This is a genomic window from Vibrio sp. EJY3 (genome assembly GCF_000241385.1).
Classification (GTDB): Bacteria; Pseudomonadota; Gammaproteobacteria; order Enterobacterales; family Vibrionaceae; genus Vibrio; species Vibrio natriegens.
In genome coordinates this window covers 1,517,517-1,535,240 of record NC_016614.1, presented here as the reverse complement: position 1 = coordinate 1,535,240, position 17,724 = coordinate 1,517,517, and the positions used below count along the sequence as shown (strand labels likewise).

Here is a 17,724-nt window from a genome sequence, read left to right as displayed (position 1 = left end):
ACTTATATTTTAAATAGCTAATGTTGTGGTAGCGTTTACATTATAGTGTCGGTGAAAAATAAATCTTGATCACTTTTCAGGTATATGAGGTCATGTTAGGTAGAGATAAGTACGAAAAACAGTGATCAACATTGATGAAATTGCTCGGTGATATTAGCTCTCTATACAGCTTACAGAAGAGCGCTTCACTAATATTGGTATAAACAGTTTAAATTCTGTACTTTCTATGGATTCCTTGTTGATTAACTTCAGCGAAAGCTTTACAGCTTCGTTTGCCATAACCTGAATCGGGTAACGGATAGTCGTAAGGCGAGGGTATATGTAACGGGCGATGTGACCATCATCGAAACCAATTACAGACATATCTTCGGGGATGCGAATGCCATTCTCTTGTAGCAGAGTCATACAGCCTGCAGCCATGTAATCGTTGTAGGTAGCGACGGCAGTGATTGGAAGGTTCTTCGCCACTAGATTCACCATGGCTTGTTCACCACCGGTTTCATCGGGTTCACCATATTCAATATATTCTTCACGGATTTCGAGGCCATTGTCACGCAGAGCGTCCAGATAACCTTCTCGTCTGTCGCGAGCATCTTCAATATCGTGACTGGAGCAAATGTAGCCGATATGCCTGTGACCATTACGAATCAAATGCTCGGTAGCGATGTAAGAGCCTTTACGGTTATCTAATGCAATACAGCGAGAGGCAATCTCCGGAACAATACGGTTGATTAACACCATACCCGGAATTTCCTTTGCTAACTTGCAGAGCTCTGAGTCGCTCATCCCTTTACTGTGAACGACTAAAGACTCACATTGGCTGTTAATCAGCAAGTTTATTGCGTTCCGCTCTTTGGTCGCATCGTGATAGCCACTGCCGATGAGAAGTTGTTTTTCTTGTTCACTAGCGATGGTATCGATGGCTTTAACCATCGTGCCAAAGAAAGGGGCGGAAACGTCGTTGACTAACACACCAATCGCATTCGAAGATTTACTGACCAAAGCTCGAGCATTGGCATTCGGACGATAACCCAGTTTTTCCATTGCTTCTTTCACTGCAACAATGGCAGCTTCACTGGTGTGAGGGGCGTTATTTATAACGCGTGATGCGGTCGCAATCGAAACACCAGCTTCTTTTGCGACGTCTTTAATGGTAGCCATAGGGAACTCAGAATCTTTAATTTCAGCTATTTAACTATGAAGGCAGTAGGAACTCAATTAGTGAGATAAGAATAGTGACGGTGTTTAAAGGTTTTGTACTGATTACGGGGTGATTTGAATAAAAAATCCCCAAACCAGAGTTTGGGGATTGACACGATAAAGGGTCTAGATCGGCTTATTAAGCGGGCTGAAACGATACTCGGTATGCATAGTGATTGTCTGTAAGCTGGAACTCCTTATGTACACTCGGGCTCCAAGAGTCATCACCACCTACACCCATATGTTTATGATCCAGGCGCAGATAAACCTGTTCTTCTTTGTCTATTTCATTGGTGTGCTTCGCTTCTGCCAAAGCGTGCTGTGCATATTGGCTAACGCTAAACTGAAAATCACCAGAAATGATCAGCTCGTTAATTTCTAAATTCCGGGTACCACAGCGCAAGCCACTGTCGGTAGGAAAAATATAAGGTGTGTGCATTTGGTCCAATGTTTGAGTATGAAGACCGAATCGCGCAGCAGCTAAACGATCCGGATAGTTCTCAAACGGACCTAAACCTTGCCACGTTACCGTGGTATTTTGCTCTTGTAGTGGCAATTGCATTTCCAAACCAATACGTGGCATAGGCGGTAAGTTATCCGCTAGTTTAACCTCCACGTCCAGTTGCATTTTGCCATCATTGTTTAGGGTATGAACCCAGGTTGTGATAGCCTGCACGTCTCCATTGAAGTGGTAGGCATAGATAGAGGTCACTTGTACGGCCTGCTCAAGTGTCTCGCTTTGGCAGGAGACACATTCACGTTCCCACTGACCAATACCAGCCATGTCCCATCGGCATATCCAAGCGTCAGGATCGACGTTGTCAACTTCACTGACGCCAATGTCGTTATCCAGCGGCGCACGGAAGAAGTTGTCTTGCGGCGCTGCCAGCATCTGCGCTTTGCCTTCTACTTGCCAATCAACCAGTAAGCCAGTGTGGAGATCCCAGCGCCATTGATACTTCTCGTCTAAGCTAACCACCAAAATTGCGTTATCTTGTTGAATCAAAGACGGAATTAGTTTGGGTTCCAGTTTAGGTATCACCAGACCCGCGTAGTTACGCACAGAAAATTGTTCTGTCGCGCAAACATGACCCGCAGGAGACCATGGTGTCTCTTTGATTAAGGTAATGTCCGTGTTTAAGTGATACACAGCGCCTGCTTTTGGTTCGAAGCTTAGTTCGATTTCCAACAGGGCTTGGCTATTGGCTTCGATATCAAGCTGTGCTGAGCCAGACTTAATCACTTTGCCGTCTTCCAATAGTGACCAGTTCAGCTGTTCATTATCTGTGGAGCGGAAAAGGTTTTCATTGTTGACTAGCAGATTACAACGCTCTTTTGTTTGCTCTTGGAGAGATACTGTGATCATGCGCTGGCAATATTTTGCTTCTTCTAATGTTGGATGCACGGTGCGATCAGGGAATATCAGCCCGTTAATACAAAACTGGCGGTCATTTATTTCATCGCCGAAGTCACCGCCGTATGCCCAGAAGTGCTTGCCATTTTCATCCCATTGACTCAAGCCTTGGTCTACCCAATCCCAGATGAAGCCGCCTTGTAGGCGAGGAAACTCGCGGAAAGCATCCCAGTATTCGTTAAAGCTACCTAAACTGTTGCCCATCGCATGAGCGTATTCACACAAGATAAGAGGACGTGTTTCATTTGGTAATGAAATCCATTTTTTGATCGGCCACTTAGGTACCGCTTCGTCTTCGATTACCGTATTAACACGTGCATACATTGGCGCAATGATGTCGGTAGCCGTAGTATTTGAGCCGCCACCTTCGTACTGGATAGGACGTGATGGGTCGTAGTGCTTAGACCAAGCGTATATGGCGTTATGGTTGCTGCCATGACCAGATTCATTACCCAAAGACCAGATAATGATAGATGCGTGGTTCTTATCGCGCATGACCATTTGCGTGTAGCGGCTCATGTAGGCGTTTGCCCACTGAGGATCGCTCGACAGACGGTTCATCGGCTGCATGCCATGAGTCTCAATGTTTGCTTCATCACATACATATAAGCCGTATTGGTCACACAACTCGTACCAACGAGGGTGGTTCGGGTAGTGGGAAGTACGTACCGCATTAAAGTTATGCTGTTTCATTAAACAGATGTCGCGAACCATGTCTTCCTCGGTCATCACATGTCCGAGCTCTGGGTGATGTTCATGGCGGTTCACGCCGCGAATCAACAGTGGTTGACCATTTAACTTCAGTTGCCCATCGGTGATCTCAACTTTACGGAAACCTACCTGATAGGCTTCGCTTTCCTGATGTGTACCGTTTTCGTCCAGTAGAGAGACAACAAGGCGATATAGGTTTGGTGTTTCTGCTGTCCACTTTTGCGGATCATTAACGTGCAGGGTTTGAAACACAACGTCATTCCATGAACCGCGCTCGTCAATCCGGCGATTATTTGGCGTGTCGATACGAGGTTTCGTGACGGCTTGCTCGCCATCAAATAACTGAACCTGAACTTGGTATGTGTCTGGCGCTGAAATATGGGTCACGACAGACAAAGAACCGTCGCGATAGCAGGCGTCCAGATCCGGAGTGATGAACACATCTTCAATACAGTGTTGTGGTTTAGATAATAAAGTCACATCGCGGAAAATACCGCTTAACCACCACATATCCTGATCTTCTAAGTAACTGCCATCACTCCAGCGGATCACCATGACTGCGAGAGCATTCTCTCCTGCGACCAAATGAGGTGTTAGGTCGAATTCAGCTGGAAGGCGGCTATCTTGGCTGTAGCCAACCCATTTACCGTTACACCATAAATGGAAAGCTGAGTTAACGCCGTCAAAAATGATGCGTTGTGTATTTGTAAGTTCTTCTTCAGTAACAGAAATCGTTGTGCGGTAACATCCGGTTGGGTTGTCTGCTGGTACAAACGGAGGGTTCACCTCAAATGGATATTTGACGTTGGCATAAATAGGCTTGTCGTAACCTTGCATCTGCCAGTTTGAAGGAACAGTAATTTCATCCCAGTGGGTATCATTGAAGTGCGCTTCAATAAACTCTCCGTCGACCTGCTCTGGCGCTTCGAACAGCTTAAACTTCCACTGACCATTGAGAGATTGTCGCTGAGCTTGAATATCGTCACGGGCATGGTCAATATTGCGATAGCTAGAAAGCGGACTATGTGCTTTCATGCAGTGAATGTTCACTGATTGTGGGTTTTCCCAATCGCGTCGTTGAATAATATCTGAAAATGCCATCATGTTTCCTACTTAATTTTTTATAACTAATCTTGTTTCACTACGTCCATCACGCGCGTAATGATAAATCTCTGTATTTGTCTCGCTATTTAGCTAAGTGCTGCACGAGATAGTCTTTTGCTTGGGTCATGCCTTGCTCTTCGGCTTTATTGGCGATTTCTGCTGCTTGTTTTACGTTGCTCTCTTTAAGAGCCGCATCAATTTGTTCCCGGTAGTGCGACCATACCTGTGGTGACTCTGTTGATGTCGCTTGTGGTACTGACATTTGTGGTTGGGTATCAGGATTCTTCTTGCCGAGTTCAGCCAAGAGTGTCAGTACCGCATTGTTGTCTGACGCACTGGTGGTTACGTCAATCACGCCAAACGGTTGGTATTCCGCCGTAAGAGGTAATTGCTTGTTGCCTATGATATTTTGTGAATCTGCGTAGACTTGTTCGGGATGAATTCGGGTTAACTCTTTACCAAGCAGGGCACTATCTGACGCGATAACAATGTATTTCGCACCATTAAGTTGTGGATTGATAGTGACGACTCTCTCAATACGTTCTAATCCACGCATTCCTGTCGTTTGATAGTCGAAAGTTTCTGCTGAGTAGCTGGAAATTAGCTGCCAATTGCCATCATAAATACGAATGTTCGCAGCAAATAGCGCGTTATTATCGATATAAGAACGAACTAATAGCGAGAAAGGCATATCTGCTGTAATTCGGTAGCTTGTTACAGGAAGTGCTTGTGAAGAAGCGGTTTCTGAACCCGATAAAACCGCGTTACTCAGTGTTGGCAAATTGGCGTCCATAACCACTTGCTGGTGGAAAGGCGTCGATAATGTCGTCAGACGTAACGCGTCTAATGTTGAGCAGCACGCCTGCGTGTTCAAATCAGTATTAAAAGCTTGTTCTGGTAAGCTACTGCATGCGCCAAGAGACATTGCCATGAGTAGAGTTGCCAACGGTTTTAGTTTCATCGGTTTTGTCCTTTTACGGGGTGAGCAAATCTCTCACCCCATTGCGTTCAAAATAGTAGCTTTGGTGCATTACCACCATGTTTCGACGTTAAAGCCGAATGTCACTTCATCTACGTCGCTCTTGCTGATGCTTTGTGAGTCGCCATAAACGTCACCGCCGCGGTTCCATTCATCGGTTTTTTCTGAGTATGTTGCGAATAAACGTAGAGATGGACGAGCCCAAACCCCTTTGCCAGCCTGGAACATCTGCGCCAGCGTGACTTTGTACATATCGTTTGTGCCGGCACCGTTTTGTGCTTCTACTGACTCGTAACCCACTTCCAGTGCGGTCGCCATATATTCTGTCCAGCTGTATTGAGGCCGGGCACCCACGCTGAACCACTTTTCGCCTTCGTTGTTATCCAGGTTATTGTCTTGGTAGGCAATGGAGTACATCACTTGGAAATCTTCGTTAACGTTCAGATCGCCGGAATTAAAAATTCGCCAGCTGTAACCATCGTGTTCTACTCCGGTGCTGTATTTACGATTAGAACCGCCTTCTGCACTCATTAAACCACCCGCAAGCGCATCAGTGCCGTATTGGAATGCAAACGTGTTTGAACCATAGTTCCAGGCTTGACGATATAGTGCAGAAAACATGGCGCCAGAAGTGGTGATGTCACTCTCGTCGTAGCTTGAATTTTGGGTGAAAACATAGTTCAGACCGACAGTAAGATCTGCGCTGTCGCTTAGTTCGATACCGCTCAAGCGTGCATCCAGATTGTGTAAGCTACGTCCATCTGCACTCGAATTTGGTGCCATCCAGGCAAAATGGCCTTTGGCAAAACCGAGATCCCAGTTTTCAATACCGATACCAGTGCTTGAGGTATCCCAGTATTTAATGTCGATCATGTGCACTTCATGACGGCGGTAGAAACGTTCACCCGCCCAGATTGAAGCGTCAGCTTGGCCGTCAAACAGTCCGTAACCCGCTGACCACATTTGGATCACACTCACGTCACCCCAGCTTTCGCCACTGCCCAGGTAAAGGGTGGTATCAAAGTACGCATCGCCTTGCTGCCATACGTCAGCTTTTACACCCGCTTCCCACCAGTTCAGCTCATTACCCAAACGGTAGTTACCATAACCTTGGCCAGCACGAATCACGTCGTTACGTTCGCCTTTACCATCGTTGTGTTCGTCGTTATCGGTGTAGATATTGCCCCATTTGGCGTAGCCAAAGTAAGTCACATTTTCCACTGCAGCCATACTAGCAAGCGGTGCTAAGGCAAGGGTTAACCCAAGCGCTCTTACAAGCGTCTTTTGTTTCATGAAGTGTCTCCATTCTATTTTTATTTATGGATTTATTTTTATTTGAGTCCTAACTCGCCGTGCAGTGTAAATAAACTCTGGAAACGTTTTCATGATGAGGTTGGCATTTTTGTTCTGAACTGGGGTTGTTTGTTATTTTGTGTGATTCAGATCGCCTTATTAGCTTTGTTTAATGGGGTTTTGCCGTATTTTTCGTGAAAGCGTTTACGGGGTGAGGGCGTATGTTACTTGGGTTGTCAGGAAGGAGAATTATCAGGGAGGGTTTTGGTGAGTGCAATAGGATGAAAGAGAGCCCAACTGAACTCAATTGGGCATGTGAGACAAGGAAGTATAAACAACAAGCGTTCGCGGGCACAATGCACGCAGTTACATGCTGAATCGTCAAGCTGGGATATAAAGTTAGGACCCAAGAGAGACACTTCATTATGAATCTCGAAGCATTAAGAATACGAGTGTCGCTTGATCACTGCAAGAGTTTGAAGGTTTAACTGCGTGGTCTTTAGGCTTATTTGCTTGTAAGTTTCATGGGATTTTTTACTTTAATTACAATTGGTTATTGTGTTTTTCTGTCCGATTTTACAACAATAAAATCTTATATTCTCTTTCTGATTTGAGTTAAATATAAGAGGGTATTAGGCCAAATGACGCTCGCCTCAGTATGAAAAATTTATCTGTAAACGTTTCCATGATTTGGGGTTGGCTCACAGATTATTTTGTTCGTTTCATTATGATGCGACGTAAATTTCAGTTTCAAGGTAAGAAAAGATGACGGACAAAACGCTGATTGAGCTAGCAGGTAAAGAGACTCAACTGATCGTAGAGTTGGGTGAGTATGCGGAGATCCTGCATTGGGGACAGAAAGTAAATGGTGACCTAGAAGGTTATCGTGTCACTTTACAACGTCCGGTCCCTTATGGGCGTTTAGACAAAGACGTATCCATGACTCTGAATCCTGAGCTTGGTCGCGGAGTGTTCAGTAGCCCTGGAGTGGAAGGCCATCGCGATGGGCAGGATTGGGCACCCGTATTTGTTATTACTCGAATCGAACAGAGTAAAAACTGCATTGCTATCGAGAGTGAAGACACTATTGCTGGCCTGCGCTTAAATACCATTTTGCAGATGGATGAGCATGATGTGGTCAAGACCCGTCACACGCTAACCAACATCAAAGCGGGGACGTATCATGTCAATCGTCTTGCTAATACACTTCCGTTGCCAGCAAGAGCAAATGAGTTGTTAACGTATTACGGGCGTTGGGTACATGAGTTCCAGACTGTCCGTCAACCTTTAACTCAGGGTGGTTACCAACAAGAAAATCGCCGCGGTCGTACCTCTCATGAGCATTACCCTGCATTTGTTGCTGGTACGGCTCACTTTGATGAAATGAATGGTGACGTATGGGGATTCCACCTTGCCTGGAGTGGAAACCACAGATTGCGCGCGGATGTGAAAGCGGATGGACGCCGCTACATGCAGGCAGAAGTGATTTATCTACCGGGTGAAGTCGCGCTAGAAGAAGGTGAAAATGTGACTACGCCTTGGTTGTACGCAAGCCACAGTAGTGCAGGTTTGAATGGCATGAGCCATCACTTCCATTCTCATGTCCGCGATGCAATTTTGCCTCGCAACTTTAGCGACAAACCGCGTCCGATTCACTTGAATACCTGGGAAGGCATTTACTTCGATCATGATCCGCAATACATCATGTCGATGGCCACTCAATCGGCAGAAATGGGGGTAGAGCGATTCATTATTGACGATGGCTGGTTCAAAGGCCGCAATGGCGACAAAGCAGGGTTAGGGGATTGGTTCTTATGTGAATCCAAATATCCACATGGTTTGAAACCAATTGTTGACCACGTAAATGTACTGGGTATGGAATTTGGTTTGTGGTTCGAGCCAGAAATGATCAACAAAGATTCTGACTTGTACCGCACGCATCCAGACTGGTTACTTGCAGTAGATGGATACGATCAGCCGACAGGTCGCAACCAGTATGTGATTAACCTGCAAAATGATGATGCCTTTAACTTCTTGTTCGAAAGATTGGATCACTTCCTGTCAACTTACAACATTGCTTATATCAAGTGGGATATGAACCGTGAAGTTGTTCAGCCTGGTCACCTTGGTCGAGCGGCAGCGCACAATCAAACTCGACGCTACTATGAGTTAGTGGATAAAGTACGTGAAAAACATCCACAAGTTGAGATCGAATCTTGTGCGGCTGGTGGCGGCCGTATTGATTATGAAGTACTAAAGCGTACCCATCGGTTCTGGGCTTCAGACAACAATGACGCGCTTGAACGTCAAACCATTCAACGGGGTATGAGCTACTTCTTCCCACCTGAAGTGATGGGAAGCCATATCGGAGCCAGTCATTGTCACAGTACGCGTCGTCGTCACAGTATTGAATTTCGCGGGCTAACCGCTCTGTTTGGTCACATGGGCATCGAGCTCGATCCAGTGAAAGAAGAACTACAAGAAAAGCAGGGGTTTGAGCGTTACATCAGGCTACACAAAGTATTGCGTCCGTTGCTACACAGTGGCAGAACATGGCGAGTACCAACGGATGATAAAGCACATCAAATCCATGCGGTTGTTTCAGAGGATCAATCCGAGGCCGTGGTAATGATCGCTCAGCTTGCTATGCCGACCAATTCACTCAGTGGCCATTTACGAGTTCCTGGGTTGGATCCTGAGGGGATATATCGCGTCTCTGTGTTAGATAAGCCTTCGAATTACGATGATATCGTTAATTATCAGCCTCCATGGACAGAGTCTGATTGGGAACTCTCCGGTGATTGGTGTGCCGAAGTGGGATTAACCATGCCTATTTTAGATGCTGAAACGGCGATGTTGGTGAAGTTTGAACGCGTAAACGAATAACACAGCACCGCCAGATCTTTATTTTTTTAAATTTTATTAATTCATGCCGTACAGACTTAAAGTTTGTGCGGCTTTTTGCGTTCTCTTAAAAACGTATCCATGAGGTTTCTTTATTGTTTGTATTTATAAATTATTGATTAATATATGATTAATTAAATAGTCACCTAAATGAAAAGACAAAATTATTGCTCTATGTCTCATTTTGAAAACTTAACTGTAAACGTTTCCATGAAGTGGTTATGGATCACAGTAAGGCATTATGTGTGTGAGTAACATTATCATCGAAATATAAATACAATACGTCGACGTTATGGATTCTAGTTAGGGGAATACATGGCAGTACGGCACTAAGGAACGATTATGTCTGATAAAATAACTCTACAGACCAAGGCTTCATACGGTCTTGGTGCACTTGGTAAAGACTTTGCCTGTGCTCCTATCTATATCTTCTTAATGTTTTACTTTACTGATGTGGCAGGGTTGTCCGCAGCATTTGTTGGTACTATCTTTCTGGCGGCTCGTATCGTAGATGCAGTCACCGACCCGATGATGGGCGTGATCGTTGATAACACCCGCTCTCGATTCGGTAAATTCCGCCCATGGATTGTGATCGGCACGTTATTAAACGCAGTTGTGTTGGTTGGTCTTTTCAGTACTCACATGTTTGAAGGTACGGCACTGTATATCTATGCCGCGGCGGCTTACATCTTGTGGGGTCTAACCTACACCATCATGGACATCCCTTATTGGTCAATGATTCCAGCGCTATCTAGCTCTCGCGAGGAACGAGAAAAGTTAGTCGTTTGGCCGCGTTTATTCGCTAGTCTTGCTTGGTTCATCACTGGTACTTATGGCTTACATATTGTGGGTAAGTTAGGTAACGGCAACCAAGGTGATGGTTTCTTTAACGTGGCAATGCTGATTGCGGTACTGTTTGTTATGAGTGCATTCCTGATTGCGCGTAACGTAAAAGAAAAGGCTGCACCTACAAACGCAAAAACTGCAGAAAAATTTAACTTCAAAGATGTGCTGGCCATTATTGGTAAAAACGACCAGTTAAAAGCTTTGATCGGTACGGTTCTTTCATTCCAAATCGCAAACCTTTTGGTTGGTGGCTTTGCAATTTACTACTTCTCTTACGCGTTGGGTGATGCTGAATTGTTCCCCGTGTACATGATGGTAGCAGGTGTGGCTGAAGTTGCTGGTGTATTCTTATTTCCTCGTATCGCAGCGGCTCTTCCACGTAAAAACTTATGGCTCATCGCATGTGGTTTTCCTGTTGTTTCTTGTGTACTACTGCTCGTTATGGGGTTTGTTGCTCCAGCGAATGCGCTCATGATTGGTATGGCTGGGGCTGCGATTAAGTTTGGTGTGGGTATTGCAAACGCACTGCAAACGGTAATGCTGGCTGACGTCGTTGACTATGGTGAGCACAAAACAGGCCGTCGTAGTGAAAGTGTTATTTTCTCAGTACAAACCATGCTGGTGAAATTCGCGGGTGCAGCTGGTGGTTTCATTGTTGGTGTCGGTCTAGCGATTGTTGGCTATGTACCAAACGTTGAACAATCAGAAAGCACGATTATGGGGCTTGAATTTATGATGATTGGTTTGCCTGCAATCATGATGATCATCAGCGGTATTATTTACCGACGTTACTACCGCTTACACGAAGGCTTTATTAAAGAAGAGCCTCACTCAAATGGACGCGTTGAAAGTATTTCAGTAGAAGCTTAGTCTTTTCAAAGTACTGTTGACGAAAAGTTTATAGTTATAACGGGAGGCTATTTAGCCTTCCGTTTCTTTAGATGCGTTATGCCTTTGTTGTAATGACCCATTTGTTAAAATGGAATGAATTAGCAAATATCAAGGCCTGTAGTGGTACGGAGTAGCAATTTCATTTATATGGCCTCCATTTCTGTTGTTTAGTTTATCCTTGTCGATTAATTAAACTGATTCTAATTAACTGAACGGCAGTCTGCATATCAACCTACGAAGTCTTGGAATTTTCCGCTAAAGAGGATTGCTGGTAATTACGGTGCAGTCTAATCGTGCTCGAACGTAATTTGACTTACATTTTCTGATGTCTGCAAAGTCATCTTAGTATTGTAAGGACTCACTGGCCTCTTGTTGGATGTGAAAGTTGGGAGCTGGTCAAGTTGATTATTTGAATTGATAATAGCTACAACAATCATGACTGACGTGGTTTGGCCCACAATCTAAAATCGCATTTTATTAAAGTCGCCAGCTTTGATTGAACTAAACTCAGGTTATCCGAAGCAGGCAAGGCGAAGACATTTCACAGAAGAAATTCCAACGAGCTAGCTCATTTATGCCCCATTTTCAGTTTCGTCGAACAAATTCGGGTTTTCAGTCAGTCGTGATCTGCCCAAATATATCTCATGTGGTGTAGTAAATATTTAAGCATTAAAAATGAGTTTTTAGATCAGGGTGCTGGGTCTAATAGGGATGTTAAAGCGCTTTAGACTCACTAAACTTGGTGGCCAAAATTGGTGGTGCGAATCATATCCGACAATTTGTTAACTCGTCTGAACTGTGGAAGGCTACTTCAAATTTTGTCTTCACATTGCCACAGATAATGGCAATGATTTTTCGATTATCACCTTTTGCACAGAACCTCTTATGCATTTTAAAGGCTTGAATACATTAAGGTTGGCTTCGATGGTTATGAGGTCTACCGTGAACGATATGTTCGATGTGCTTGGCTTGGGGTCTGCATATATCCTGATTTCATCTTAAATCAAGCATCTTCAATGGTTATGGGTATAGATTCTTGAACTACAGAGTTTATGGTGTGCCCCCATTGATTTATAAATTTGACAAATACTAAAAGAAAGTGTGATTTATGAATTAATACTTGCCGCCTATGTATAATGCGCGCGAATGTTAATACTTTTAATACTCAGACAGATAACATGAGAATGAAGATTCAATGAATGCCATGTCTGAAGTAGGTCACAGCAACGATAAGCAATGAAACAAATATTGGTCGAAATCAAATCTGGCGATGAAGTTATTTGGACAGCGAAAAATGGTGTTTCTTTTCATGTATTGGATGTGATTCCGGAGCTCCTTTTGCAAGATGATCTTGGTGAACCGTTACTCATGGCGTTGTTAAATCCGATAAAACCAATTGAGCACAAACAGCTTTGTTCGACAGAATTCGAATAACTTGACTCAATTCCCCATCTGAAACTCGTCGGGAACTACCACTATTTATGTTACAGCCAATTGGTACTTGTACTACGAAGTAACGTGACTCAAGAAGTATTAAGTATTAAGTATTAAGTATTAAGTATATTGAGGTTTATCAACCTGTTCGAGGATTTTGATAACAAAGTACGTCCGAATAAAAAATAGAAATATTAGATATGCCTGCGAATGAACGATAGATGTAGGGTGTAGATGTAAGGGACTTTTACTGTAGTTGAAACTATAGATAGGACCAGTCGATTCTGAGAGTTAATCAATCCATTGGCAAGAGGCAATAACAACCTGAATAAGAGAATAAAAAAAACAAATGATAAATCTGGTTTATGTGTGAAATAGATGAGGTTTGTGTTTGCGCCCGTTCTGGTTGTGTATCATCTACACAAAATTTTTATTGTTAAAAATCAACGAATACTCAACCAGTATTCGTTTTTTTTTCTACACTGAATAATGCGCAGTGGTAACTGGTTTGCATATGGCATGGTCTTAGCCTTTGGAGTTGCAAACGTTACTCGCAGATAAACACAATAGGGCGCTCCGCTCTTGCTTCGTAGAAGCAAAACATCGGATAAGGCCCCTGTTGTCATTAAACAATCAATTGTGAGTGGTAACTGTTTATGAAATTAACGCTTCCTTATTTGCTGGTTGCGGTCAAAGTGGCGATGGGCTCCGTTGCCTATGCTGCAGAAGCCCCGTCTTCTGCTGAAGAGATGACTGACGCGTCAGTTATGGCATCCAGTGCTTTCCCAGCTTATCAGAATGGTCATTTTTACCTTGGTGCTCGAATGGGCTGGGCGGCTTATCAAGACGCCTGTGGCTCAAGTGCGAACGACTGCAATGATGATACCTTTGGTTATGGTGCGTATGGTGGTTACCAGTTTAACCATTGGTTGGCATTAGAAGGTGGCGTCACCGCTTATGGTGAGCCGGATGCGTCTTATCCGGAAGGTGACTTGGCTGCTGAGGTGACTGGTGGTGAAGTGGCCGTAAAGTTGAGCTACCCACTGACTGAGCGTGTTGATGTATTCACCCGCTTAGGCGGCGCTTACCAGTCCATTGATAAGAGTGCGTCCATGACGACAGACTCGATGAATAGCCACGAGTGGAATACCTTGGCGTCACTGGGTATGAGCTATCGCTTATCTCAGCGCTGGTCTGTACGCGGGGAATACCAATTTATTGATGGTATTGGTGAAGATAATGACATCGGTCAGGCTGATTTACACTTCACCTCGATTGGCTTGACGTACCACTTTGGTCAGTCAGAGCCAGAAGTAGTACCAGTAGAACCCGTCCCAGTGGTTGAGCCTGAGCCACAATATGTCACGACGACCACGACAGTATCTTTAAGTGCCGGATCACTATTTGATTTTGATTCGTCTGAGCTGACGGCCAACGCCGAGTTAGCATCGTTAGCAGAGCAGTTGACGCAATACCCAGAAGATAAGGTGCGAATTGTGGGTCACACTGACAGTGCAGGACCTGAAGCGTACAACCAGCGTTTATCAGAGCGTCGTGCTCAATCAGTAGCAAATTATCTCGAGCAGCAAGGGGTTGACCGTACCCGCTTAACGGTTAGCGGAGCAGGTGAATCAAGCCCAGTCGCGAGTAATGAAACGGCAGAAGGCCGTGCTCAAAACCGCCGAGTTGAGGTGGTCTTTGATACCACGGTAGAAGAGACGAAAGCAGTGAACGAGTCGTCAGTGGCAGAATAACGAGAATGGAATAATAATGATGAAAAAACTATGGTTTTATACCATCACGTTGTTGAGCTTGCTGTTAGCGGGCTGTAATAACGGCGATGATGGGTTATTAGACATCCCTTCAGGGTGGTCTCACAATGCAGAATCACTGGTAGTGACGCCGAAAAATTCGTCAGTGCCAGTGGGGTTGACCCAACAAATGCGTGCCGATGCTGTTCTAGCCAATAGTAAAGTGGTGGATGTCACCACGAACGAAGCATTAACTTGGCGTTCTTCGGACCCAAGTATTGCGACCATTGACGCCGACGGTTTAGTGACCGGTGTGGTTGCTGGCTCAGTCACGATTACTGCAGAAGGGGTAAACAACGACGGTTCGACCGTGAAAGACACAGCGACAGTTACGGTAACCAATGCAGAGGTGGTTAATCTGCTTGTTACACCGGAGCTTGATACAACTCTCGTTGGTTTAACGAAACCGTTTAAAGCCACAGCAATTTTGTCAACGGGTGAGACGCAAGATGTGACCACCGAGGACTGCGCTAAGTTGGACAAGCAGCAATACCGATATCGCGACGATTGATGCGAATGGTATTGCAACAGGCGTAGCTGAAGGGGAAGTGACGATCACAGCGAGGGGTACCGTTAATGGTAATGAATTTAGCGATACCGCGACATTGACGGTAACCAATGCAGAGGTTGTTAATCTTGTTGTTACACCAGAACTTGATACTACGCCAGTGGGTTTAACGAAACCGTTTAAAGCCACAGCGATTTTGTCAACGGGTGCGACGCAAGATGTGACCACCGAAGCTGTGCTAAGTTGGACAAGCAGCAATACCGATATCGCGACGATTGATGCGAATGGTATCGCAACAGGAGTAGCTGTAGGGGAAGTGACGATCACAGCAACGGGTACCATTGATGGCAATGAGTTGAGCGATACCTCTACATTGACGGTTATAGGGACTCGTAAAATAGTTCAGGTGAATAGTAAGTCTATTGCTGAAGATAACCCTCTTTATTTTCAAGATATTCCTTTAGGGAGTGGCATTACAGAGATGGAGCGCTTTGATCCTTTACAAATAAGTCTATATGAAGTTATATCTCAAGATGATACCAAGATTCGACGAGATACCGTTTGTAAGTTATTTATTGATCAAGACAATTATCTAGATGTAGAAAGTAATACTCTGAAACCAATGGATGAGCTATCGACAACCGTAGAAATTCAAGAGCGAGACGGGCTCACTGAAGGCAACGATTTTAATATAGCATTGCTATTTACGAGATTTGGTAGCGTCCCTTACATTAGATTTAGATTTGAGTTTGATTGCGAAGGAACACTATTAGAAGCGTTCTCGAATATTTATTATGCTCCACCCGCGTCATAACAGCGTTTGAATAACAACAAGGACAGGCATTATACGATCAGTGTGTGAAGCAGCTTTTACCGATTAAGGAATCTTAAACCTCAGCCATACTGGTAAATACGAAACAAAAGCGGCCGATGCAGATGGCCGCTTTTTTCTTGCCAATTCGGCTCATCAAAAACATAGACTCGGTTTTCACTAGCCCAATCCCAGTGCGCCTCAAAGAAGCGCGTAAAAAAGCAAAGCACTCCCAAAAAGCCTTGGGAGTGCGTATAGGTACTATTGAGCAACAACAATCCCATCTTTCGGCTTTGGAAGACAAAATTAATCTGTATAAAGATGGAAAAGTGTGTTGATTTAGAGTGAGCTCTAACTTGTATGCTGCGATCCTATTGAACACATAGGAGTAATACAATGGAAGCGTCACGCTTTGAAAAAGGATTTGAACTACTTGAACAGATTGATGGTGAAGCAGGGAAAAATGTTATCGATAGCTTGCAAGATATCAGTCCTGATTTGGCTAAATACACCATTGAGTATCCTTTCGGAGATATCTATGCGCGCAAAGGCTTGGATTTGAAATCGCGTGAAATTGCGACGGTGGCAGCGTTAACGGCATTAGGCAGCTGCGCCCCACAACTTAAAGTGCATCTGAATGCCGCGCTTAATGTGGGTTGCAATGAAGAAGAGCTCAAAGAGGTGATCATTCAGATGTCTGTTTACGCTGGCTTTCCTGCTGCGCTGAATGGGATGTTTACGTTCAAAGAGGTGCTCGCTGAACGAACGGCAACTCACCGCTGCTAATTTTGTATTTAACGTAAAGGATACTTAATCCGCACCTGGACTAAACATAACCTTTTTACTAGTGCGATTTTACTCATCGCACTAGCTCTGCTCAACTCATTTTGCCATACCTGTAGTTATTCAAGAATTGCTAATATTAGATTTTCCGAAACACACTTTTGTCCAAAAGTGTGTCGGCGAGAACATTCGTAACACGCTTTTGTCCAAAAGTGATTTTAGCGTGTGAACGAAGCAAGTGTGATCACGGTTGGCGACCTATCACGATATCTGAACCAGCACGATACCAGCCGCACGACGTGGAGATTTTGTTCATAGTTTACTTAACCGTCGTGTACGTTTCCTCCTGACTGACATAGCGTGAGGACGCAAGATACGATTGATTAATGTGTGCGATCATTAAATCTGAGGCTTCGTGAATCATCCCTTTTATCACCGCTTTAACGATCTCACCATGTTCGAAATAAGAAGACTTCGCTCTGTCAGGGAGCTTAAATTGCGCCCGACGGTAAGGAGCGACTTTAGCTCTCGCGCTTAGGACCGCTTCTTCCACATATTGATTATGGCAGCCGTGAAACAAGGACTCATGCAGCTTGATATTCGCCTTGTCGTAAGCGTCGATATCCCCTGAGGTCACATGCTTGTGGCTGTCAAGATGAATGGCGAGTAGGCTTTCACGTTCTTGCTGGGTCATATTGATCGTTGCAAGCCGAACGCACAATGCTTCCATTTCCGCCACATATTCGAACATTTCCGCCAATCGAGAAACGGGGACTTCGCTGACAAATACCCCGCGTCTGTGATGGTGCTCTGCCAGTCCGCTGGCGGTGAGTTGTTTTAGGGCTTCACGAATCGGTGTTCGCGAGACCTGAAAGCGGCTGGCGAGCATAGTCTCATCCAAACGAGTACCTGCAGCGATAACTCCGGCTAGGATGTCATCGGATAAGGTTACTCGAATACTGTCCGCCAGCGGCTGCTCATTTTCGGTCAGCAATGATTCAGTGGTTGGGTGTTCTGACATAGTTTTGCTCTTTT

The 17,724-nt window shown here is 44.7% G+C and carries 12 protein-coding genes and 1 pseudogene; 8 read left to right on the top strand and 5 right to left on the bottom strand.

The window, feature by feature from the left end; all coding sequences use genetic code 11:
- Positions 1-153: 153 nt before the first annotated feature.
- The 4 genes from VEJY3_RS22690 to VEJY3_RS22675 all read right to left on the bottom strand — a co-directional run bounded on the left by VEJY3_RS22690 (position 154) and on the right by VEJY3_RS22675 (position 6,701).
- A complete protein-coding gene (locus VEJY3_RS22690; protein ID WP_014234770.1) occupies positions 154-1,161 on the bottom strand; it encodes a substrate-binding domain-containing protein in 1,008 nt (335 codons plus the stop codon).
- Positions 1,162-1,339: 178 nt separating this feature from the next.
- On the bottom strand, positions 1,340-4,429 hold the full coding sequence (locus VEJY3_RS22685) for a beta-galactosidase (RefSeq protein ID WP_041170431.1): 3,090 nt from the start codon (positions 4,427-4,429) through the stop codon (positions 1,340-1,342).
- An 82-nt stretch (positions 4,430-4,511) separates the two neighbouring features.
- Positions 4,512-5,390 carry a MalM family protein gene (locus VEJY3_RS22680; protein ID WP_014234768.1) on the bottom strand — a complete coding sequence of 293 codons (879 nt, stop codon included), beginning with the start codon at positions 5,388-5,390 and terminating at the stop codon, positions 4,512-4,514.
- Between the two features lie 69 nt (positions 5,391-5,459).
- Positions 5,460-6,701, bottom strand: a complete 1,242-nt coding sequence (locus tag VEJY3_RS22675) for a carbohydrate porin (protein ID WP_014234767.1) — start codon at positions 6,699-6,701, stop codon at positions 5,460-5,462.
- A 765-nt stretch (positions 6,702-7,466) separates the two neighbouring features.
- Here VEJY3_RS22675 and VEJY3_RS22670 point away from each other — a divergent pair.
- From VEJY3_RS22670 to VEJY3_RS22635, 8 genes and pseudogenes are all read left to right on the top strand, one after another.
- Positions 7,467-9,587: an alpha-galactosidase gene (locus VEJY3_RS22670; RefSeq protein WP_014234766.1), complete on the top strand. Its 2,121-nt coding sequence runs from the start codon at positions 7,467-7,469 to the stop codon at positions 9,585-9,587.
- 360 nt (positions 9,588-9,947) lie between these two features.
- Entirely contained in the window at positions 9,948-11,321 is a 1,374-nt protein-coding gene (gene melB, locus VEJY3_RS22665; RefSeq protein ID WP_014234765.1) for a melibiose:sodium transporter MelB, read from the top strand.
- Positions 11,322-12,578: 1,257 nt separating this feature from the next.
- A complete protein-coding gene (locus VEJY3_RS22660) occupies positions 12,579-12,776 on the top strand; it encodes a hypothetical protein (protein ID WP_014234764.1) in 198 nt (65 codons plus the stop codon).
- A 656-nt stretch (positions 12,777-13,432) separates the two neighbouring features.
- Positions 13,433-14,530: an OmpA family protein gene (locus VEJY3_RS22655; RefSeq protein WP_014234763.1), complete on the top strand. Its 1,098-nt coding sequence runs from the start codon at positions 13,433-13,435 to the stop codon at positions 14,528-14,530.
- 16 nt (positions 14,531-14,546) lie between these two features.
- Entirely contained in the window at positions 14,547-15,098 is a 552-nt protein-coding gene (locus VEJY3_RS22650; protein WP_041170430.1) for an Ig-like domain-containing protein, read from the top strand.
- A 37-nt stretch (positions 15,099-15,135) separates the two neighbouring features.
- Positions 15,136-15,909 carry an Ig-like domain-containing protein gene (locus VEJY3_RS22645; protein WP_041170429.1) on the top strand — a complete coding sequence of 258 codons (774 nt, stop codon included), beginning with the start codon at positions 15,136-15,138 and terminating at the stop codon, positions 15,907-15,909.
- A gap of 122 nt (positions 15,910-16,031) precedes the next feature.
- Positions 16,032-16,235: pseudogene (locus VEJY3_RS26230) on the top strand (hypothetical protein); the annotation flags it as partial.
- Positions 16,236-16,302: 67 nt separating this feature from the next.
- A complete protein-coding gene (locus tag VEJY3_RS22635) occupies positions 16,303-16,692 on the top strand; it encodes a carboxymuconolactone decarboxylase family protein (protein WP_014234761.1) in 390 nt (129 codons plus the stop codon).
- A gap of 316 nt (positions 16,693-17,008) precedes the next feature.
- On the opposite strand, the gene VEJY3_RS22630 is transcribed toward VEJY3_RS22635, so the two are convergent.
- Positions 17,009-17,710, bottom strand: a complete 702-nt coding sequence (locus VEJY3_RS22630) for a GntR family transcriptional regulator (RefSeq protein WP_014234760.1) — start codon at positions 17,708-17,710, stop codon at positions 17,009-17,011.
- Positions 17,711-17,724: the final 14 nt, after the last annotated feature.